14 protein-coding genes and 5 tRNA genes are annotated in these 19,831 nt (G+C 72.6%); 12 read left to right on the forward strand and 7 right to left on the reverse strand.

Translation table 11 applies throughout. The features are described 5' to 3' along the window. Positions 1-172 precede the first annotated feature (172 nt). Positions 173-379 (forward strand): developmental transcriptional regulator BldC, encoded by a 207-nt coding sequence (bldC, locus tag AMK29_RS13170; RefSeq protein WP_003949541.1) that lies wholly within the window; start codon positions 173-175, stop codon positions 377-379. 331 nt (positions 380-710) lie between these two features. Here the strand turns inward: bldC and AMK29_RS37905 are convergent, their stop codons facing one another. The 3 genes from AMK29_RS37905 to hrpA all read right to left on the reverse strand — a co-directional run bounded on the left by AMK29_RS37905 (position 711) and on the right by hrpA (position 5,204). Next, a complete protein-coding gene (locus AMK29_RS37905) occupies positions 711-956 on the reverse strand; it encodes a DUF6274 family protein (RefSeq protein ID WP_073812048.1) in 246 nt (81 codons plus the stop codon). A gap of 127 nt (positions 957-1,083) precedes the next feature. After that, positions 1,084-1,157, reverse strand: a tRNA-Asp gene (locus AMK29_RS13180). Positions 1,158-1,265: 108 nt separating this feature from the next. Continuing rightward, entirely contained in the window at positions 1,266-5,204 is a 3,939-nt protein-coding gene (gene hrpA, locus AMK29_RS13185; protein WP_073812050.1) for an ATP-dependent RNA helicase HrpA, read from the reverse strand. 220 nt (positions 5,205-5,424) lie between these two features. On the opposite strand from hrpA, the gene AMK29_RS13190 reads away from it, so the two are divergent. The 4 genes from AMK29_RS13190 (at position 5,425) to AMK29_RS13205 (ending at position 8,256) form a co-directional block, all read left to right on the forward strand. Then, positions 5,425-5,775: a hypothetical protein gene (locus tag AMK29_RS13190; RefSeq protein ID WP_073812052.1), complete on the forward strand. Its 351-nt coding sequence runs from the start codon at positions 5,425-5,427 to the stop codon at positions 5,773-5,775. Positions 5,776-5,832: 57 nt separating this feature from the next. Next, positions 5,833-6,561, forward strand: coding sequence for a DsbA family protein (locus AMK29_RS13195; protein ID WP_073812055.1), 729 nt, complete (start codon positions 5,833-5,835; stop codon positions 6,559-6,561). Next, positions 6,558-7,412 carry a cytochrome c biogenesis CcdA family protein gene (locus AMK29_RS13200; protein ID WP_073812057.1) on the forward strand — a complete coding sequence of 285 codons (855 nt, stop codon included), beginning with the start codon at positions 6,558-6,560 and terminating at the stop codon, positions 7,410-7,412. Before AMK29_RS13195 ends, AMK29_RS13200 begins: the two co-directional genes overlap by 4 nt. 238 nt (positions 7,413-7,650) lie before the next feature. Then, positions 7,651-8,256, forward strand: a complete 606-nt coding sequence (locus tag AMK29_RS13205; RefSeq protein ID WP_079196858.1) for an RICIN domain-containing protein — start codon at positions 7,651-7,653, stop codon at positions 8,254-8,256. A gap of 42 nt (positions 8,257-8,298) precedes the next feature. On the opposite strand, the gene AMK29_RS13210 is transcribed toward AMK29_RS13205, so the two are convergent. The 3 genes from AMK29_RS13210 to AMK29_RS13220 form a co-directional block, all read right to left on the reverse strand. Continuing rightward, a tRNA-Phe gene (locus AMK29_RS13210) sits at positions 8,299-8,372 on the reverse strand. A 22-nt stretch (positions 8,373-8,394) separates the two neighbouring features. Next, positions 8,395-8,468: transfer RNA gene (locus AMK29_RS13215), tRNA-Asp, on the reverse strand. 39 nt (positions 8,469-8,507) lie between these two features. Beyond that, positions 8,508-8,580, reverse strand: a tRNA-Glu gene (locus AMK29_RS13220). Between the two features lie 104 nt (positions 8,581-8,684). On the opposite strand from AMK29_RS13220, the gene AMK29_RS13225 reads away from it, so the two are divergent. The 7 genes from AMK29_RS13225 to AMK29_RS13255 all read left to right on the forward strand — a co-directional run bounded on the left by AMK29_RS13225 (position 8,685) and on the right by AMK29_RS13255 (position 18,670). Then, a complete protein-coding gene (locus AMK29_RS13225; protein ID WP_055601288.1) occupies positions 8,685-9,035 on the forward strand; it encodes a metallopeptidase family protein in 351 nt (116 codons plus the stop codon). A gap of 164 nt (positions 9,036-9,199) precedes the next feature. Beyond that, positions 9,200-9,925, forward strand: coding sequence for a hypothetical protein (locus AMK29_RS13230; protein ID WP_143202893.1), 726 nt, complete (start codon positions 9,200-9,202; stop codon positions 9,923-9,925). Between the two features lie 198 nt (positions 9,926-10,123). After that, positions 10,124-12,463 (forward strand): DEAD/DEAH box helicase, encoded by a 2,340-nt coding sequence (locus tag AMK29_RS13235; protein WP_073812065.1) that lies wholly within the window; start codon positions 10,124-10,126, stop codon positions 12,461-12,463. A gap of 190 nt (positions 12,464-12,653) precedes the next feature. Next, a complete protein-coding gene (locus AMK29_RS13240) occupies positions 12,654-15,755 on the forward strand; it encodes an FG-GAP-like repeat-containing protein (RefSeq protein WP_079196859.1) in 3,102 nt (1,033 codons plus the stop codon). A 199-nt stretch (positions 15,756-15,954) separates the two neighbouring features. Continuing rightward, positions 15,955-16,027 (forward strand) — tRNA-Lys (locus AMK29_RS13245). 316 nt (positions 16,028-16,343) lie between these two features. Continuing rightward, positions 16,344-18,062 carry a diacylglycerol/lipid kinase family protein gene (locus AMK29_RS13250; RefSeq protein WP_241845316.1) on the forward strand — a complete coding sequence of 573 codons (1,719 nt, stop codon included), beginning with the start codon at positions 16,344-16,346 and terminating at the stop codon, positions 18,060-18,062. Then, positions 18,059-18,670, forward strand: a complete 612-nt coding sequence (locus AMK29_RS13255; RefSeq protein WP_073812068.1) for a phosphatase PAP2 family protein — start codon at positions 18,059-18,061, stop codon at positions 18,668-18,670. The genes AMK29_RS13250 and AMK29_RS13255 overlap by 4 nt, the downstream gene beginning before the upstream one ends. A 49-nt stretch (positions 18,671-18,719) precedes the next feature. Here AMK29_RS13255 and sigJ read toward each other — a convergent pair whose 3' ends face one another. After that, entirely contained in the window at positions 18,720-19,652 is a 933-nt protein-coding gene (gene sigJ, locus AMK29_RS13260) for an RNA polymerase sigma factor SigJ (protein ID WP_073812070.1), read from the reverse strand. Positions 19,653-19,831: the final 179 nt, after the last annotated feature.

Below are 19,831 nucleotides of genomic sequence, written 5' to 3' on the forward strand. Positions count from 1 at the left end.
TCCATCGGTTTGGCCGACGTGGCTGGACGGATGGTGTAGTTGTAGTGCCGAGGACAAGCCGTTCGTCCTATAACCGACTCGGCCCGCTTCTGCCATTTCGGGCAACGCGGGTCAAGGTGCAGAATTTAGAGGAAAGAACCGAGAAGGTTCGGTTCTCCCGAGGAGGCCGCTCATGACCGCTCGCACCCCTGATGCCGAGCCGCTGCTGACCCCTGCCGAGGTTGCCACGATGTTCCGCGTGGACCCGAAGACGGTGACCCGTTGGGCGAAGGCCGGGAAGCTCACGTCCATCCGCACGCTGGGTGGACACCGCCGCTACCGCGAGGCCGAGGTTCGCGCGCTGCTGGCGGGTATTCCGCAGCAGCGCAGCGAGGCCTGAGGTCGCGCTGACACCCCGCAGTACCCCGTAACACCGGGCCTGTCCGGATCCCCCAATCCGGTCGCCCACCCTTAGCTCTGCCGACGGATTCCTGCCCCAACAGGCCTTCGTCAACGGTCGCGCTGGACTCCGCCGGGTCCGGCGCGATCTTCTTTTGTGCCCGACGCCACTCCTTGGCGAGCGGTGCAATTGCACATATTAAATTGGGCCGGTGTAGGGAGGGTGTAAGTGAAACGGTTTCTGAAACTGCTTCAGTGACTCCCGTCACACCGGTGAGGTCTTGCCAAGAAACAGCCTCCCACTTCCGGGAAGGCGGCCAACCCGCCAATGGTCATGGGTGGGTAGGACTTTCGTCCTCCGCGGTCACGGCCGGCGCCTCGGGCCCCTCGCGCTCCTCGGGCCTCTCCGGCCCTGCCGGCTCCTCGGGCGCCTCGGGCTCCGGTAACTCCATGGCGAGCCTCAGGAGGCGGTGGCAGACCACGCAGTGGCGCGTGAGGTGCCCGTAGCGCGACGCGGCCGCCAGATGGGCGCGCAGCAGTGCTCGTGTGTCATGCCGTGCTGCGGACGCCGCGGCCATGCGCGACCACCTCCGATGTGGGCCCCCGATTCCCTGAAGTCCGGGGTACCGGCGGACGCGTGGCCGCGTCAAGACACGGGAACACAACGAAAGGCCCGCATCGCGTGATGCGGGCCTTTCGTGAAAGCGATCCTGACGGGACTTGAACCCGCGACCTCCACCTTGACAGGGTGGCGAGCTAACCAACTGCTCCACAGGACCTTGCTCGCAGCCTCTGGGAAGTGGCTGCGAGGAAGACTGTACAGCAGGTCAGCGGTCGGGTCGAACTCACCGCCGGTCGGACCGTCCGGGCCCGTCCGAGCGGGTCCGTCAGGGGGCCGCGGCGTCGATCGCCTTCACGATCCGCTTGTCCGAGACGGGGTACGCCGTGCCCAGCGCGTGCGCGAAGTAGCTCACCCGCAGCTCCTCGATCATCCAGCGGATGTCGGTCACCTCGGACGGCACCGGGCGGCCCTTCGGGAGCTGTTCGAGGAGCCAGGCGTACTCGTCCTGCATCTCCTGGACCTTCTCCATCCGGGTGGTGTCCCGCTGCACCCCGGTCGGCATCTGCTGGAGCCGCCGGTCCACCGCCACCAGATAGCGCATCAGGTCCGGGAGCCGCTTGAGCCCCGTACGGGTGACGAACCCGGCCGGCATCAGCCAGGCGAGCTGCGTGCGCACATCGGTCAGGTTGCTGATCAGCGCCAGGCTGTTCGTCGACTTCAGCCGGCGCTCGCAGGCCTGCCAGGCCGCCAGGATCTGCTGGACCTGGCCCACGGTCCGTACGGTCGTGTCGACGAGGTCCGCGCGGACCTTGTCGTACAGCTTCCGGAAGGACTCCTCGTCCCATGCCGGCCCGCCGTGGTCCGTCATCAGCTTGTCGGCGGCGGCCGTGGCGCAGTCGTCGAAGAGGGCCTGGATCGAGCCGTGCGGGTTCGAGGACAGGGCCAGCTTCTGCTGGTTGGTCAGCTTGTCGGAGGCGAACTTCGCCGGGTTCACCGGGATGTTCAGCATGATCAGCTTCCGAGTGCCCCGCCACATCGCCCGCTCCTGCTCGGCCTCCGTGTCGAAGAGCCGTACGGCGACGGTCGCGCCCTCGTCCACGAGCGCCGGGAACGCCTTGACCGGCTGCCCGCCCCGCTTCGTCTCGAAGACCTTCGTGAGCGTCCCGATGGTCCAGTCCGTGAGCCCCGTGCGCTCCAGGGACGGCCCCGAGCCGTCCGGACCCCTGGTGGCCGCCGCGGCGGCCTGGGAGAGGGCCTGACGGGCCTTGGGGCGCAGCCGCAGCCGCAGCGTCTCCAGGTCCTTGTCCTCGGCGAGCTTGCGCCGCCGCTCGTCGACGATCCGGAACGTCACCTTGAGGTGCTCGGGGACCTTCGCCCAGTCGAAGTCCTCGGCCGTGACCGGCACTCCGACCATCCGCTGGAGCTCGCGGGCGAGCGCCCCCGTCAGCGGCTCCTGCACGGGCACGACCGCGTCGAGGAAGCGGCCCGCGAAGTTCGGCGCGGGGACGTAGTGGCGGCGGATCGGCTTCGGCAGGGAGCGGATCAGCTCGGTGACGACCTCCGCGCGCAGGCCCGGGATCTGCCACTCGAAGCCCTCGTCCGTGACCTGGTTGAGGACCTGGAGCGGGACGTGCACGGTCACGCCGTCGGCGTCCGCGCCCGGCTCGAACTGGTACGTCACCCGGAACTTCAGCGACCCCTGCCGCCAGGAGTCCGGGTAGTCGTCCTTGGTGACCGCCCCGGCCTTCTCGTTGATGAGCATCTCGCGCTCGAAGTCGAGGAACTCCGGCTCCTCGTGGCGCTTGTGCTTCCACCAGGAGTCGAAGTGGGCGCCCGACACGACGTGTTCGGGGACGCGCTTGTCGTAGAAGTCGAAGAGCGTCTCGTCGTCGACGAGGATGTCCCGGCGGCGGGCCCGGTGCTCCAGCTCCTCGACCTCGGTGAGGAGCCTGCGGTTGTCCGCGAAGAACTTGTGGTGGGTGCGCCAGTCGCCCTCGACCAGCGCGTTCCTGATGAACAGGTCGCGGGAGACCTCCGGGTCGATGCGCCCGTAGTTCACCTTGCGGTCGGCGACGATCGGCACGCCGTACAGCGTCACCTTCTCGAAGGCCATCACGGCCGCCTGGTCCTTCTCCCAGTGCGGCTCGCTGTACGTCTTCTTCACCAGGTGCTGGGCGAGCGGCTCGATCCACTCGGGCTCCACGCGCGCGTTGACCCGGGCCCAGAGCCGTGAGGTCTCCACCAGCTCGGCGGACATGACGAAGCGCGGGGGCTTCTTGAAGAGCGCCGAGCCGGGGAAGATCGCGAACTTGGCGCTGCGGGCGCCCAGGTAGTCGTTCTTCGCGCCGTCCTTGACGTCCTTCATGCCGATGTGGCTGAGCAGACCGGCGAGCAGGGAGACGTGCACGGACTGCTCCGGCGCGTCCTCCTCGTTGAGGTGGATGCCCATCTGCTTGGCGACCGTCCGCAGCTGGGCGTAGATGTCCTGCCACTCGCGGATCCGGAGGAAGTTCAGGTACTCCTGCTTGCACATCCGCCGGAAGGAGCTGGAACCGCGCTCCTTCTGCTGCTCGCGCACGTACCGCCAGAGGTTCAGATAGGCGAGGAAGTCGCTCGTCTCGTCCTTGAACCGGGCGTGCTGCTGGTCGGCCTGCGCCTGCTTCTCCGCGGGCCGCTCGCGCGGGTCCTGGATGGAGAGCGCGGCCGCGATGACCATGACCTCGCGGACACAGCCGTTCCTGTCGGCCTCCAGGACCATCCGGGCGAGCCGCGGGTCGACGGGGAGCTGGGAGAGCTTCCGCCCCTGCTGCGTCAGCCGCTTCTTCGGGTCCTTCTCCGTCGGGTCGATCGCGCCGAGCTCCTGGAGGAGCTGCACGCCGTCCCGGATGTTGCGGTGGTCCGGGGGGTCGATGAAGGGGAACTTCTCGATCTCGCCGAGGCCGGCCGCGGTCATCTGGAGGATGACGGAGGCCAGGTTCGTCCGCAGGATCTCCGCGTCCGTGAACTCCGGCCGCGAGAGGAAGTCGTCCTCCGAGTACAGCCGGATGCAGATGCCGTCGGACGTACGGCCGCAGCGGCCCTTGCGCTGGTTGGCGCTGGCCTGGCTGACGGGCTCGATCGGCAGCCGCTGCACCTTGGTCCGGTGCGAGTAGCGGGAGATGCGGGCGGTGCCCGGATCGATCACGTACTTGATGCCGGGGACGGTCAGGGAGGTCTCGGCGACGTTCGTGGCGAGGACGATCCGGCGGCCCGTGTGCGCCTGGAAGACCCGGTGCTGCTCGGCGTGGCTCAGGCGGGCGTAGAGGGGGAGGACCTCGGTGTTGCGGAGGTTCCGCTTGAGGAGCGCGTCCGCGGTGTCGCGGATCTCCCGCTCACCGGAGAGGAAGACGAGCACATCGCCGGGCCCCTCGGACTGGAGCTCGTCGACGGCTTCGCAGATCGCGGTGATCTGGTCCCGGTCCGACTCCTCGCCGTCCTCCTCCAGGAGGGGCCGGTAGCGGACCTCGACGGGGTAGGTGCGTCCGCTCACCTCGACGATGGGGGCGTCCCCGAAGTGCCGGGAGAAGCGCTCCGGGTCGATCGTCGCGGAGGTGATCACGACCTTCAGGTCGGGGCGCTTCGGCAGGAGCTGGGCCAGATAGCCGAGCAGGAAGTCGATGTTGAGGGACCGCTCGTGCGCCTCGTCGATGATGATCGTGTCGTACGCGCGCAGCTCGCGGTCCGTCTGGATCTCGGCGAGCAGGATGCCGTCCGTCATCAGCTTCACGAAGGTCGCGTCGGGGTTCACCTGGTCGGTGAAGCGGACCTTCCAGCCGACGGCCTCGCCCAGCGGGGTCCGCAGCTCCTCGGCCACCCGCTCGGCGACCGTACGGGCCGCGATCCGGCGGGGCTGGGTGTGGCCGATCATGCCGCGGACGCCCCGGCCGAGCTCCAGGCAGATCTTGGGGATCTGGGTGGTCTTGCCGGAGCCCGTCTCACCGGCGACGATCACGACCTGGTGGTCGCGTATCGCCTCCAGGATCTCGTCCTTCTTCTGCGAGACGGGCAGCTGTTCGGGATACGTGACCGCGGGCACGCGGGAGGCGCGCCCGTCGACGCGCTCCTTGGCCTTGGCCGCCTCGACGGCGATCTCGTCCAGGACGGCCGCGCGGGCCTCGGGCTTGCGGATGCGGCGGGCGCCTTCGAGACGGCGGCCGAGCCGGTGGGAGTCCCGCAGCGAGACCTCGGCCAGGACGGACTGGAGGGCGGCGAAGGAAGTAGACATACGGAATCCAGGATCGCACCTGCGGCCGAGAAGCGGCGAACCGATTTACGAGCCGCCCCGCCGGAACCGGAGACGGCGGGCTCCCGGGCCGGCGCGCGGCGGCCGGGTCCGGGGGCGGCCGGGTTCTCGGGCGGCCGGGTCCCGGGGCGGCCGGGTCCCGGGGCGGCCGCCCGAGGTGCGTACTATTTCGGGCACGTCGACCGGACCGGAGAGGTTTCGCATGTTCCGCACCACCCGCGCGCCGGCGGCGTTCGTCGCGCTCGTGGGACTGGTGCTCGGCCTCCTGGTGTGCGGAGCCGCGGCCGAGGCCGCGCCCGCGAGGGGCCCGGTCCTGGTGGGCGCCGCCGTACCCGGCTGCGATCCCGGTCACCCCGCCGGCGAAGGGGCCGCGGCCCCCGTCGTACCGCCGCGCGCGCACGCCTTCGCGGAGCTGCTGCCCGCGCTCGCCGCCGACCGGACGCCGTGCGGGGCCCGGCAGCCGGACCCCGACGGGCGGGCCGCGTCACCGGGACGGGAGCCACCCGCGCGCGTACCGCCGTCTCCCGTGGAGCTGTCGGTCCTGAGGGTGTAGGCGGACGGCCTCCTCCGTCCCCCTTTCTCCGTCCCGCCCTTCCAGGAGCGCTTCCGCATGCCCAAGTCCAAGCCGGTCGTCATCGTCTCCGGCGTCGCCGTCGCCGCCGCGCTGCTCGGCCTCGTCTCGTACACCGCCACCAAGCCCTCGTCCCCCGGCGCGTCCGGCTCCTCGGCCGTCGCCGAGGTGTCCGCCGACCCGTCCGCCGGCGTCTATCCCGAACTGGAGGCCTACGCCCGCCGCGACGCCTCCGACAAGCTGGCCGTCGGCCGGGCCGACGCGCCCGTCGTCCTCATCGAGTACGCCGACTTCAAGTGCGGCTACTGCGGGAAGTTCGCCCGGGACACCGAGCCGGTCCTGATCCGGAAGTACGTCGACAACGGCACCCTGCGCATCGAGTGGCGGAACTTCCCGATCTTCGGCGAGGAGTCGGAGGCCGTCGCCCGCGCCTCCTGGGCGGCGGGGCAGCAGGGCCGGTTCTGGCAGTTCCACAAGGCCGCCTACGCGGAGGGCGCCAAGGAGAAGGGCTTCGGGAAGGACCGGCTCGCCGCCCTCGCGAAGGAGGCCGGCGTGCCCGACGCGGCCCGGTTCGCGAAGGACACCGACGGGCCCGCGGCCCGGAAGGCCGTCCGCGCGGACCAGGAGCAGGGGTACTCCCTCGGCGCCACGTCCACCCCGTCCTTCCTGGTCAACGGTCGGCCGATCGCGGGCGCCCAGCCGCTGGAGACCTTCACGGAGGCGATCGACGCGGCGGCGAAGGCCGCCGCCGCGAAGGACAGGCCGTGACCTCCGGCATCGGCTACTTCGCCGCGCTCCTCGGAGGGCTGCTCGCCCTGCTCAGCCCGTGCAGCGCCCTGCTCCTGCCCGCCTTCTTCGCGTATTCGATCGACACGCGCGCGAAGCTGGTGGCCCGGACCGGCATCCTCTACGCGGGCCTGGCGACCACCCTCGTCCCGCTCGGCGCGGCCGGCTCCTTCGCGGGCCGCCTCTTCTACGGGCACCGGGACCTCCTGGTCACCCTCGGCGGCTGGCTGATCGTCGGCCTCGGCGTCCTCCAGATCCTCGGCCTGGGCTTCGCCTCCCGCCGGATCGCCGAGGCGAGCGGCCGGATCCGCCCCACGTCCGCGCTCTCCGTGTACGCCCTCGGCCTGGTCTACGGCCTCGCGGGCTTCTGCGCGGGCCCGATCCTGGGCAGCGTCCTGACGGTGGCGGCGCTGAACGGCAGCCCAACGTACGGAGGCCTGCTCCTCGCCGTGTACGCCCTCGGCATGGCGGTCCCGCTGTTCGTCCTGGCGCTGCTCTGGGAGCGGTACGACCTGGGCCGGCGGTCCTGGCTGCGGGGGCGGCCGCTGCGCGTGGGCCGGCTGACGCTCCACTCGACCTCGCTGCTCTCGGGCCTGTTCTTCGTCGGCCTCGGCACGCTGTTCCTGGTCTTCGACGGGACGACCGCGCTGCCGGGCCTGCTGTCGGTGGACGACTCCTTCGCCGTGGAGCAGCGGGTGGCCTCGCTGGGCCGCGCGGTCCCGGACTGGGCTCTGCTCACGGGCGTGGTCGCGGCGGTGGCGGTCGCCTTCGCGGTGCGCGGGCGGAACCGGACGACCGGCCCGGACCGCGCGAAGGCACAGGGGGAGCCCTGAACCGCCCCGGTGGAACGCGCTGCGGGCCCTCCGCAACGCGCGTTCCACCGGCGTCCACCGGCGGCCGTCCCGGCCGAGTAGCGCCCGGTCGCGACCGAGGGGGTCCGGACCTAGCCTTGAACTACCGGCAGTCGTGAGTCGTCGACCCGGTTTCCCCCTCTTTCACTCCGTGGTGCGTGTCGGCCTCGTGTCCCCCACGGGAGGGTGCTTGCCGTGCGTGCCGCTCGAAGGTGCAGCCATGTCCCCCACCATGCGAAGGGCGTCGAGAGCCGCGGTGTGTCTGGCGTTCGCGGCCGCCGGTGCCCTGTCCCTCTTCCAAGCTCCCGCCGTCTCCGCCGCGCCCGACGCGCCGGTCGGCACCGGCTGGTACCAGATCAAGGTCAGGCACTCCGGCATGTGCCTGGACGTCGCCCACAAGAGCTTCGCGGCCGCCGCCCCCGTGGTGGTCGCCACCTGCGGGTCCGGCCACAACCAGCAGTGGCGTCTGCTGTCCCAGGGTGAGGACAAGTTCAAGATCAAGGCCCGCCACTCCGGCATGTGCCTGGACGTCGCCTGGGGGAGCACGGCCCATGCCGCGCGGGTGGTGCAGTCGCACTGCAACGGCGGGAGCAACCAGGTCTGGTGGTTCGTGCAGGCACCGGGGAGGGCCCCGCTGGTGAACAGCTCCATCGGAGTGGTGCCCCAGGTCGGGAACAGCGTGGGGATTGTCGCGGACCACAGCGGGGCGCTCCTCGACGTGGCCCACTTCAGCCGCGATCACGGTGCTCCGGTGGTGCAGGCCCATGCGTCCGGCAGCGGGCCGACCACCAATCAGCAGTGGCGTTTCGTGACGGCGTCGCCGTAGGAACGACGAAGGCCCCGTTCTTTCGAACGGGGCCTTCTTTTGTGGCTGGGGCCGGGGTCGAACCGGCGACCTATCGCTTTTCAGGCGATCGCTCGTACCAACTGAGCTACCCAGCCACAAGGCTGTTTCCAGCCTCAGCGATCCTGACGGGACTTGAACCCGCGACCTCCACCTTGACAGGGTGGCGAGCTAACCAACTGCTCCACAGGACCTTGCGATGTGCGAGCACTAGTCTCGCACACGTTCTTGCGTACCCCCAACGGGATTCGAACCCGTGCTACCGCCTTGAAAGGGCGGCGTCCTGGGCCACTAGACGATGAGGGCTAAGGGCCCACCTACTCGCTTCCCAGCGCGTCGGGGACGTGAGAAGCATATGGGATCTCAGCCGCTATCGCCAAAACGGTTCCCCCCGGGGGGAGAATGGGCGCGTGCTGGAGATGACGCGCGAGGAGTTCGAGGAGCTTGTCGCCGAGGCCCTGGACCGGATTCCGCCGGAGCTGACGCGGCTGATGGACAACGTGGCGGTGTTCGTGGAGGACGAACCGGCCGCCGACGACCCCGACCTGCTCGGGCTCTACGAGGGGACGCCACTGACCGAGCGCGGTGAGTGGTACGCCGGGGTGCTGCCCGACCGGATCACGATCTACCGGGGGCCGACGCTGCGGATGTGCGAGTCGCGCGAGGACGTGGTCGCGGAGACGGAGATCACCGTGGTGCACGAGATCGCCCACCACTTCGGCATCGACGACGAGCGGTTGCACGCGCTGGGCTACGGCTGAGCCGGGCGGCCGCCGAGGCCGCGTTCCGGGGGGCGGGGCGGCCGTGCGGTACGGGCCCCGGACGGGTCGAGCGGCCGCGCGGGGGCCGTGTCCCTTGTGGCGCCCGGGGAGTTGGGCAGTGCGACGCGTTCCGTTCCTGCCTGTTGTGTCCTGGAGGTGCCCCCGTGCGCCATTTGCCCACCCCGGTGAGATGGGCCGCCACCGCGCTGGCCGTCGCGGCCTGTGCCGGTCTGAGCGGCTGTATGAGTGTGAGCGACGACGGGGCGAAGCCGGCGCCCGGCGCGTCCGGCGGGAAGCGGGGCGTGGCGACCGGGTCCGGTGGCGGTGACGCCGGGGCACCGGGCGGCGACGGCGGTTCCTGGGGCGGCCGGCCGGACTCGGGCGGACCGGACGCGGCCGGCGCGGGTACGCAGTCCCCGGTGCCGAGCGGCTCGCCCTCGGGCGCCGTGAAACCGTCGGCGGGCGCCGTGGTGCCGGTGGAAGGTCCGGACGGCCGCGGGGGCCCGTCGAAGCCGCAGCCGACCGGCGGCGGCCACGACGGTCCGGGCGGCGGCACGGGCGGCGCCGCGGGGGGCAACGGGAACGGTGGGAACAGCGGCGGGAACAGCGGCGGGGGCGGCGACGGCGGGAACGGTGGCGGCGGCAGTGCCGGGGGGTCCGGCGGACCCGGCGGGGGCGGCGCCACGCCGACGCCCGAGCCGACCGAGCCCAGCCCCGAACCGACTCCGGAGCCGACCGAGCCGACCCCCGAGCCGACGCCGGAGCCCACCTCCGATCCCACCGATCCGCCGACCCCCGGGCCCGCGACCCAGATGGGTGGAGTGCGGGCCGCGGACGGGCCGGGAGCCCCGCAGGAGCCGACGGCATCTCCGCAGGTCGGACCGGTGTGACGCAGTCCGGTTTGCCATAGGTGGGGGAGGGTGCGTATGGTGGTAGATCGTTTGATCCCATTGCCCGGCGCCGACACAGAAGAGCGCCGTGTGGCGCGTACTCTCCCTAGCCGTGGCTGACCGCATTGAGGCGGTCGATTTGCGAATTCACGGAGTTGACGGGCGCGTGCCGAGACTCCGGAAGGTTTCGCATTTCGCATGTCCATTTTCAGTTCTGACCACGCCGTCATGCCCGAGAACGACGAGATCGTCGAGACCGTAGAGGTCACCGAGATCGTCTCCGCCGAGGCCGACGACATCGTCGACGCGGTCGACACCCTCGACTCGCTCGACATCGACGCGGACGACGCCGACGCCGAGCCGGCCGAGCCCACCATCACCTTCGGCGACCTCGGTCTGCCGGAGGGCGTCGTGCGCAAGCTCGCGCAGAACGGCGTCACCACCCCCTTCCCGATCCAGGCCGCGACCATCCCGGACGCCCTGGCCGGCAAGGACATCCTGGGCCGTGGCCGTACCGGCTCCGGCAAGACCCTCTCCTTCGGTCTGCCGCTGCTGGCCTCGCTGTCCGGCGGTCACACCGAGAAGAAGAAGCCGCGCGGCATCATCCTCACGCCGACCCGTGAGCTCGCGATGCAGGTCGCGGACGCCCTCCAGCCGTACGGCGACGTGCTCGGCCTCAAGATGAAGGTCGTCTGCGGCGGTACGTCCATGGGCAACCAGATCTACGCCCTGGAGCGCGGCGTCGACATCCTCGTCGCCACCCCGGGCCGCCTCCGCGACATCATCAACCGTGGCGCCTGCTCCCTGGAGCAGGTCACGATCGCGGTCCTCGACGAGGCCGACCAGATGGCCGACCTGGGCTTCCTGCCCGAGGTCACCGAGCTGCTCGACCAGATCCCCGGCGGCGGCCAGCGCATGCTCTTCTCCGCCACCATGGAGAACGAGATCGGCACCCTGGTCAAGCGCTACCTGACCGACCCCGTCACCCACGAGGTCGACAGCGCGCAGGGCAACGTCACCACCATGACCCACCACGTCCTCGTCGTGAAGCCGAAGGACAAGGCCCCGGTCACCGCCGCCATCGCCGCGCGCAAGGGCCGGACGATCATCTTCGTCCGTACCCAGCTGGGCGCCGACCGCATCGCCGAGCAGCTCCAGGACAGCGGCGTCAAGGCCGACGCCCTGCACGGCGGCATGACGCAGGGCGCCCGTACCCGCGTCCTCGAGGACTTCAAGAAGGGCTACGTCAACGCGCTCGTCGCGACCGACGTCGCCGCCCGAGGCATCCACGTCGACGGCATCGACCTGGTCCTCAACGTGGACCCGGCCGGCGACCACAAGGACTACCTGCACCGCTCGGGCCGTACCGCCCGTGCCGGCCGCTCCGGTGTCGTGGTCTCCCTGGCCCTGCCGCACCAGCGCCGCCAGATCTTCCGTCTGATGGAGGACGCGGGCGTCGACGCCTCGCGCCACATCGTCGGCGGCGCCGGCGCGTTCGACCCCGAGGTCGCCGAGATCACCGGCGCCCGTTCGCTGACCGAGGTCCAGGCCGACTCGGCGAACAACTCGGCCAAGCAGGCCGAGCGCGAGGTCGTCGACCTGACCAAGCAGCTGGAGCGCCTCCAGCGCCGCGCCGTCGAGCTCCGCGAGGAGGCCGACCGCCTGGTGGCCCGCGCCGCCCGTGAGCGTGGCGAGGACCCGGACGCGGCCGTGGCCGAGGTGACCGAGGCCGCCGAGGCCGAGGTCGCCGCCGCCGCCGTCGAGGCCGAGCGCGCCGCACGGGCCGAGGAGGCGCGCCGCGAGGAGCGCCCGGCCCGCGACGAGCGGGGCAACTACGAGCGCCGTGGCAGCTTCAACCGTGACGACCGTGGCGGCGACCGCGGTGGCTTCCGTGGCGGCGACCGCGGTGGCGACCGTGGCGGCTTCCGCCGCGACAACGAGCGTCCGTCCGGTGGCTTCCGTCGTGACGACCGTCCGTCGGGCGGCTTCAACCGTGACGACCGCGGTGGCCGTTCCTTCGAGCGTCGTGACAACGACCGTCCGTCCGGCGGTTTCCGTCGTGACGACCGTCCGTCCGGTGGCTTCAACCGTGACGACCGTGGTGGCGACCGTGGCGGCTTCCGCCGCGACGACCGTCCCACGGGCGGCTTCCGCCGCGACAACGAGCGTCCGTCCGGTGGCTTCCGTCGTGACGACCGTCCGTCGGGCGGCTTCAACCGTGACGACCGCGGTGGCCGTTCCTTCGAGCGCCGTGACAACGACCGTCCGGCCGGTGGCTTCAACCGTGACGACCGTGGCGGCCGTTCCTTCGAGCGCCGTGACAACGACCGTCCGACCGGCGGCCACCGCGGCAGCGACCGTCCGTTCAACCGTGACCGTCGTGACGACCGCCCCGCCGGCGGCTTCCGCTCGGGCGGCGACCGCCCGTTCGGCCGTCGTGACGACCACCGCGCCGGCGGCGACCACCGCGGCACCGGTTCGACCGGCGGCTCCTTCGGCCGCCGCGACGACAAGCCGCGCTGGAAGCGCAACGGCTGACCCACGGTGAACAGCTGAACGAACCTCAGGGCCCGCCCCGCACCTCGGTGCCGGAGCGGGCCCTGAGTCGTACCCGCGTACGACCCGATACGCTCGACCGGTCGACGTGGGTGAGCAGTGCCGGCCAGGGGGCCCGGCGGAGGTCTCTCCCCACATCCCGCACAGCAGGTCGCCCTGGGGAGGGACCCCTTTGTCTCGTTTCGCACGCGCGCGGCACCCCCGCGCGCGTATCGCCGTCCTCGCCACCGCGCTCGTGGCGACGGCGGCCGGCCTCTCGCCCGCCGTGGTCGCCCAGGCCTCGCCGGTCGTCGGCATCGACCAGCTGGACATCGCGCCGAACGCGCGGGCCGTGCCCCGGCAGCAGACCGTCACCGCCGTCGGCCCGACGGGCTACGCGCACGAGACGGAGGACCCCGACCGGTCGTACGGCGGGGAGCTGGAGTGGACGGACTTCACCGATCCCGCGAAGAGCGTGCGGCTGGGGTACGACAAGGGGTTCCTGCCCTTCGCCGAGTCCGGCACCGGCGGGCGCTACCTGTACGTCCAGCGCGGCATCGGCGTGCACGGCGTCCGTGACCTGGAGACCGGCACCGAGCGGACCTTCGACGTACCGGGCGACGTGAGCTACCGGGGCCTCGTCGGCGACACCCTGATCTTCCAGCGGTACGCCTCCGCCGAGGACACGAGCACGACCACCGGGTACCACCTGGTGCGCGCCGACGACCCGAACGGGACCCGCACGCCCGTCACCGGCTGGCCCGAGGGTACCGACCTGCATCTGGCGCGGCTCGCGGCCGGCGACGGCACCACGGCCGTCATCCGCTTCGGCCGGACCGGCGACGGGCAGACGGACGACTACTCCGACCTCGGCGTGATCGACCTGCGCAGCGGACGGATGACCGTGATCCCGGCCGCCACCCCGGCCGGCAGCGTCCTCGTCGCCCCGGTGGCGCTGAGCCCGGACCGGCTCGCCTGGGTGGACCGCGACCGCACGGTCCACGTGCGGGAGCGCATCGCCCTGACCGGCGCCGAGCGGACCCTCGTCCTCCCCGAGGGCGTGGACACCGCCCGTATCGCCCTCGTCGGCGACTGGGTCCTCGCCCTCGGGGAGGCCTCGGGCACCGGCGCCTCCCTGCGGCGGACGCTGGTCGCGCTGCACCCCGACCAGCCCGCGCGGACGCTCCTGACGGGCGCCGAGCCGGAGCTCACCCAGATCGCGGGCGGGGGCGCGGCCGTGGTGGGCGGCGGCTCCGCCACCGACTGGTCCCTCCTCAAGGCGGTCCCGGGCAAGGACGGCGCACCGGTCCTGGAGAAGCTCCGCCGGGTGGAGCCGCTGCCGGCCGAGGTGCGGTCGCTCGCCCTCGGCGCGGGCCGCCTCTCCACCCTGGAGTCGAACACGTCGAAGGGCAGCGGCTTCTACGGCCGCACGCTGCCGGTCGGGCCGGTGCACACCGGTGACCCGCAGCCGGTGTGGGCGGGCGCCGAGCCGAAGCGGCTGGAGAACAGCACGCCGCTGTTCGACAGCGGTGACGGCCGCACGGTCTATCTGGCCCGTGACGACTTCAAGCCGCTCGAAATCACCGCCCGTACCGCCACGGGTCAGCTCAGCCGGGTGTCCACCGGAGAGATGAACGGACGGATCACCGACGTCTTCGGCCGCCGCGCGCTCTTCCAGGGCGGCGGCAGGACGCTCGTCGTGGACCTCGACACGCAGAGCGTCGTCCGCACGCAGCCGTCCACGCCGGCCGCCCTCTGGGGCGCCGTCCTGTACACGGGGACGGGCACGGCGGGCGAGGTGGCGCGCACCGACCTGGCCACCGGCAAGGACCTCGGCAAGGTCACGACCGGGGTCGCGTGCGCTCCGACGGAGCTCCAGACCGCGGGGCGATGGCTGTACTGGGCGTGCGGCCCGGCCCTGCGGCGGGGTGTCGTCGACCTCAGGGCGGGGACCCGCCTCGGGCTGTCCCCGGCGGTCGCCGACACCGCCCTGCTGGGCGACGGTTACCTCGTCGAGCAGGACGCCGACTCGTACCTCCGGCTCACCGAGTTCGCCTCCGGCCGGGCCGTGGTGCGCCGGCTCGTCGACGCCACGGCCGTACGTGGCGCCCGCCGCGAGACCTGGACCGTCGACCGCTTCGGTGGCGCCGTCGCCTACAAGGACGCCGGGAACCGCGTCCATGTGGTCTGGCCCGAGGTGGCCACCTCCGACCTGACCGCGGCCTCGGTGACCGCGCCGGCGTCGATGCGGCTCCAGGACGGCTGGAAGGCCTCCTGGTCGCTCTCCAAGCCCGCGGCGATCTGGCAGCTGACGGTGCGCCACCGCTTCTCCGGCGACCCGGTCCGCAGCTTCGGCGCCGACGGGACCCGGGGACGCGTCGACGTCTCGTGGGACGGCAGGACGGCCGCGGGGAAGACCGTCCCGAACGGCACGTACACCTGGCACCTGCAGGCGAGCGCGGCGGACGGGATCGGCAGGGACCTCGCCCTGACCGGCACGGTCACGGTCACCGGCGGCAAGCCGGCCTGGCGCGACATGGCCGGGAACGACACGCAGGGCGACCTCCTGGCGATGGACACGGCGGGGCTGGTGTCCATGTACCGGGGTGACGGGTACGGCGGTCTGTCGGGGCGGTACGCGGGAACGGGCGCGAAGTTCGGGACCGCGTCCGTCCTGGTGCCGTACGGCGACGTGAACGGCGACGGCTGCGCGGACGTCCTGGCCCGGGTGGGCGACCAGCTGCGGGCGTACCGGCCGGGGTGCGGGACGGTGGTGTCGGCCTCGTCGCCGTACACCCTGATCAGCGCGGGCTGGGGCCAGTACGACGTCCTGACGTCCCCCGGCGACGCGAACGGCGACGGCTTCACCGACCTGATCGTGCGCCAGGCCTCGACCGGTGACATGTACTTCTTCGCCGGTACGGCCGACCACCGGCCGAAGCCCCGCGTCCGGATCGGCACCGACTGGAAGCTGTACAAGAAGGTCGTCGGCGCCGGCGACCTGAACGGTGACGGGCGCGGCGACCTGGTCGGCGTGGACGCGGCCGGTGTGATGTGGCGGTACTACGCCACGGCGACCGGCGGGCTGACCGCGCGGGCGAAGCTCGGCCCCGGCTGGGGCGTGTACTCGGCCGTGGTCGGCGTCGGCGACATCTCGGGCGACGGCCGCGCGGACCTGGTGGCGCGGGACACGTCGGGGAGGCTGTGGCAGCACAGCGGTGCCGGGGCGGGTCTGTACGGCCCGCGGGCCCTGATCGGCGCGGGCGGCTGGAACGGTTTCAAGGCCCTGTTCTGACCGTGGAGCCGGCCCTTCCCGACCCACCCGCCCCGCGGGGCGCACCCCGCACGGCTCACCGCCTCGCACCGCGGGCCACTCCTCGCACCGCACCGCGGGCCACGACGGCCCGCGGTGCGGCGCGCGGCCCGGCCCGTGTCGGATACCCGATCGGTTCGGCGGATCACTCGGGCTATGCTGCACGGGTGTGCTTGTCCACGGGCCGTTAGCTCAATTGGCAGAGCAGCGGACTTTTAATCCGTTGGTTGTGGGTTCGAGTCCCACACGGCCTACGTGTGGCGGGCGGAGGGAAACCCTCTGACCTGCTACGGAGCGCCCCGACCGGTTTCCTCCGGCCGGGGCGCTCCGTCGTTCCCGGCCGGGCGCGCCGGTGCCGCCCGAGCGGGCGGGACGTACCGTGACGTGACGTCAGGCCCTGGGGACGGGCGCCCTCTCCGGGGGAGGCGCCACGCGCGCGTGCCGACCCGGTCACGGGGTTCGACCGGCGTTTCGGGGGAAGATCTTTCTGCCGCGAAAGCCTCCGGCCCGGTCGCGACGTGCGGCACCGTGGGCGAGTCCGGACGTGGACGCGAGCGTGGAGGTGGGACGGTGACGGAGAACGGATCCCGTGATCCGATGGGGCAGGCCCGGCTGCTGGCCCGGTGGGCGCTGGCCGCGGCCGCCGCGACGGTCGTGCTGCTGCTGACCGGGCTCGGCGCAGGCGGGCTCCTGATCCTCTTCAGCGGGCTCGTCGGGATCGCCTGTTCGGCCGTGGGGATCTGGTGGTTCCTCGCCCACCGGGGGGCGGTGCGGTTCCTCGGCGCCCTGCTCGCCGTCGGCGCTCCCCTCGCGGTCCTCAGCCTGTACATCATCGGAGGCCTCTGGCTGACCGCCCTCCTGGCCCTCGGGCTGTGGGGCGTGGCCCTGCTCTGCGGGCGGGGCGCCCTGCGCCGGCTCCGGGACCTGCGCGAGGGCGGCCGGGGCGAGCGGACCGACCTGGCGCGGGGAGAGCGGCGGCCCAGGCCCCGGCGCCCCGTGCTGATCATGAACCCCCGGTCCGGGGGCGGGAAGGTCGCGCGGTTCGGCCTCGTGGAGCGCGCCGAGAAGCTGGGCGCCCGGGTCGTCCTCCTCGACGAGTCCGCCCAGACCGACGTCACCGCGCTCGCCCAGCAGGCCGTGGCCGACGGCGCCGACCTGCTCGGTGTGGCCGGCGGCGACGGTACGCAGGCGCTGGTCGCCGCCGTGGCCGCCGAGCACGACCTGCCGTTCCTCGTCATCTCCGCCGGCACCCGCAACCACTTCGCCCTCGACCTGGGCCTCGACCGCGCCGACCCGTCGACCTGCCTCGACGCCCTCGTCGACGGCGAGGAACTCCGGGTCGACCTCGGCTCCGTCTCCGGGCGCGCCTTCGTGAACACGGTCTCCTTCGGTGTGTACGCGGACGTCGTCCAGCACCCCGAGTACCGCGACGCGAAGGCGGGCACCGCGCTGGAACTCCTGCCCGATCTGCTCCAGGGCGGTGAGGGCGACCGCCTCGACGCCCTCGCCGACGACGTCCGGCTGCCCGCGCAGCAGGCGATCCTCGTCAGCAACAACCCGTACGCGGCGCCCGATCCGTTCGGGGCGGCCACGGCCAGAAGACCCCGGCTCGACGGAGGCCGGCTCGGGGTGATCGGGGTCCGCGTCGACGGGGCGGCCCAGGCCGCCGAACTGGCCGTACGAGGCACCCAGTCGACCGGCCTGAACGTCCTGACGGCCACCCGCGTCGAGGTGACGGGGAAGGCGGTCATCGGTGGGACTGGTGGGACTGGTGGTCCGGGTGGGCCTGGTGGGCCTGGTGGGGTTACCGGGACTGCTGGGGCTACCAGGGCCACAGGGGCTACCGGGCCCACCGGGGCTGCTGCCGGGCCCACCCGGCCCACCGGACCCACCGGACCCACTGGGGCTGCCGGGGCCGGCGAGTCTGGCGGGGCCGGTGAGGCCGCCCGTACCCCCAGCGCCGGTGAGTCCGCCCATACCCGCGGCGCCGGTGAGGCCGCCCGTACCCGCGGCGCCGGTGCGTCCGGCGAGGCCGGAGCGCCCGCCCCTGCACCCGGGTGTCCCGCACCCGGCAGCCTCGATCCCGGCTCCATCGCCGTCGCCGTGGACGGCGAGGCGCTGATCCTGCCCACCCCCGTCGTCTGTACCCTCCGACCCGGTGCCCTGCGGGTCCTCGTGCCCCGTGACCGGCCCGGAGCCAGCGACCCCGTGCCGCCCATGAACTGGCGGCGCGTCATCGAGATCGCCTTCCATCACCCTTCCCACCCCTACCCGAGGAGCGGCGCATGACCGGGACCACCACCGAGAGCCCTTTCCGGGCCGTACTCCGGGACATCCGCGCGATCGACGGCGCCGTGTACGCCGCCGTGGCCGCCACCCCCAGTCCCGCGCTCGACGCGGGGCTGCGCAGGCTCTCCCACACGGCCGACCATTCCAAGATCTCGTTCACCGTGGCGGCGGCGCTCGCCCTGGCCCCCGGTCGGCCGCGCCGGGCGGCCCTCGCCGGGGTCGGCGCCATCGCCGTGGCCTCGGCGGCGGCGAACCTGCTGGGCAAGCGCCTGGTCCGCCGGGAGCGGCCGGACCGGGAGGCGGCCCGGGTGGTGGCGGGCCGTCATGTGCCGATGCCCGACTCGGCCTCGTTCCCGTCCGGGCACACCGCGTCGGCGGTCGCCTTCGCCACCGCCGTCGGTGTGGTGCTGCCCCCGGCCGCGGTGCCCCTGCAGGTCCTGGCGATGGCCGTGGGCTACTCCCGGGTCCACACCGGCGTCCACTACCCGGGCGACGTCGCCGCCGGCGCCGTCCTCGGCATCGCGAGCGCCGCCGTCGCCCTGACGGCCGGAGCCTCCTGGTCGGCCGCCCGAGGGGCGACCGTCCGAGGGTCGATCGCCCGGGGCTAGGCCGATCACGGCGGTCCGGCCGCCCGGGGCGCCCGCGCGTCCGTGCCGGTCAGTACGTCGCCCGGGCCAGATCCTCCTCCGAGAGGTCGAGCGCGGCGAGGCGCTCCGGGTCCGCCAGGATGTGCAGCTCGACGATCCGGTCCCCGGCGATCGTGAACGCCATGAGCGCGCCGGGGCGTCCGTTCGCGACCGACAGGACCGCGGGCGCGCCGTTGACCAGGAGCGGCAGTGCGGCCGTACGGAACCTGGCGTACGTGAGGGCCTGGGAGACGACGGCCTCGGCGCCCCGGACGATCTTGGAGGCGGCCGCGAGGGCCTTGCCTCCGTCGGCGCGCAGCACCACGTCCGGGTCGAGGACGGCGAGCAGTCCCTCAAAGTCGCCGCCGTTCGCGGCGGCGAGGAAGGCGTCGGCGATCTCCCGCTGCCGCCGGGCGTCGGGCCCGGGGGCCGGGGAGGCGTCCTGCACCCGGCGCCGGGCGCGGCTGGCGAGCTGGCGGGTGGCGGCCGGGGTGCGGTCGACGATCCGGGCGATCTCGTCGAAGGGGACGGCGAACATGTCGTGCAGCACGAACGCGAGCCGTTCGGCCGGCGACAGGGTCTCCAGGACGACGAGGAGCGCGAGGCCGACGGATTCGGTGACCTCGGCCGTGTGCTCGGGGTCGGCGGTGTCGGGGAGGCGCACGATCGGGTCGGGGACGTAGTACTCCAGCGGGTCCTCGCGGCGCGAGCCGCGGGAGCGCAGCATGTCGAGGCAGACGCGGCCGACGACCGTGGTCAGCCAGCCGCTGAGGTTCTCCACCCCGCTGACGTCGCTGCGGTTCAGCTTGATCCAGGCTTCCTGGACGGCGTCCTCGGCCTCGCCGAGCGAGCCCAGCATCCGGTACGCCACCGCTCGCAGATGGCCCCGGTCGGCCTCGAAGCGCCGGGCCAGCAGTTCCTTGTCGTGGTCCACTCGTCGTTCTCCCCGTTCGCGTCCCGTCATGCCGTCATGACGGATGGAACCTCGCCTATGTGACACGGCTCGGCGGGTGGAGGGCGGGGCCGCGCGATCCCGACGCGTGAGATCCCCGCCCTGTCCTGGCGAACGCCCGGGATTCCCCGGTCGCCGCCCCCGACCACCGTGGATCCTCACTTCAGCGCGGTGATCTTCGTCCGTAGATT

The sequence above is a fragment of the Streptomyces sp. CB02261 genome, assembly GCF_001905665.1.
Taxonomy (GTDB): domain Bacteria; phylum Actinomycetota; class Actinomycetes; order Streptomycetales; family Streptomycetaceae; genus Streptomyces.

Bases quoted from the DNA above. Each gene is read 5' to 3' on its own strand.
- bldC (WP_003949541.1), top strand. From the start codon at position 173: ATGACCGCTCGCACCCCTGATGCCGAGCCGCTGCTGACCCCTGCCGAG.
- AMK29_RS37905 (WP_073812048.1), bottom strand. From the start codon at position 956: ATGGCCGCGGCGTCCGCAGCACGGCATGACACACGAGCACTGCTGCGC.
- hrpA (WP_073812050.1), bottom strand. From the start codon at position 5,204: ATGTCTACTTCCTTCGCCGCCCTCCAGTCCGTCCTGGCCGAGGTCTCG.
- AMK29_RS13190 (WP_073812052.1), top strand. From the start codon at position 5,425: ATGTTCCGCACCACCCGCGCGCCGGCGGCGTTCGTCGCGCTCGTGGGA.
- AMK29_RS13195 (WP_073812055.1), top strand. From the start codon at position 5,833: ATGCCCAAGTCCAAGCCGGTCGTCATCGTCTCCGGCGTCGCCGTCGCC.
- AMK29_RS13205 (WP_079196858.1), top strand. From the start codon at position 7,651: ATGTCCCCCACCATGCGAAGGGCGTCGAGAGCCGCGGTGTGTCTGGCG.
- AMK29_RS13235 (WP_073812065.1), top strand. From the start codon at position 10,124: ATGTCCATTTTCAGTTCTGACCACGCCGTCATGCCCGAGAACGACGAG.
- AMK29_RS13255 (WP_073812068.1), top strand. From the start codon at position 18,059: ATGACCGGGACCACCACCGAGAGCCCTTTCCGGGCCGTACTCCGGGAC.
- sigJ (WP_073812070.1), bottom strand. From the start codon at position 19,652: ATGACGGGACGCGAACGGGGAGAACGACGAGTGGACCACGACAAGGAA.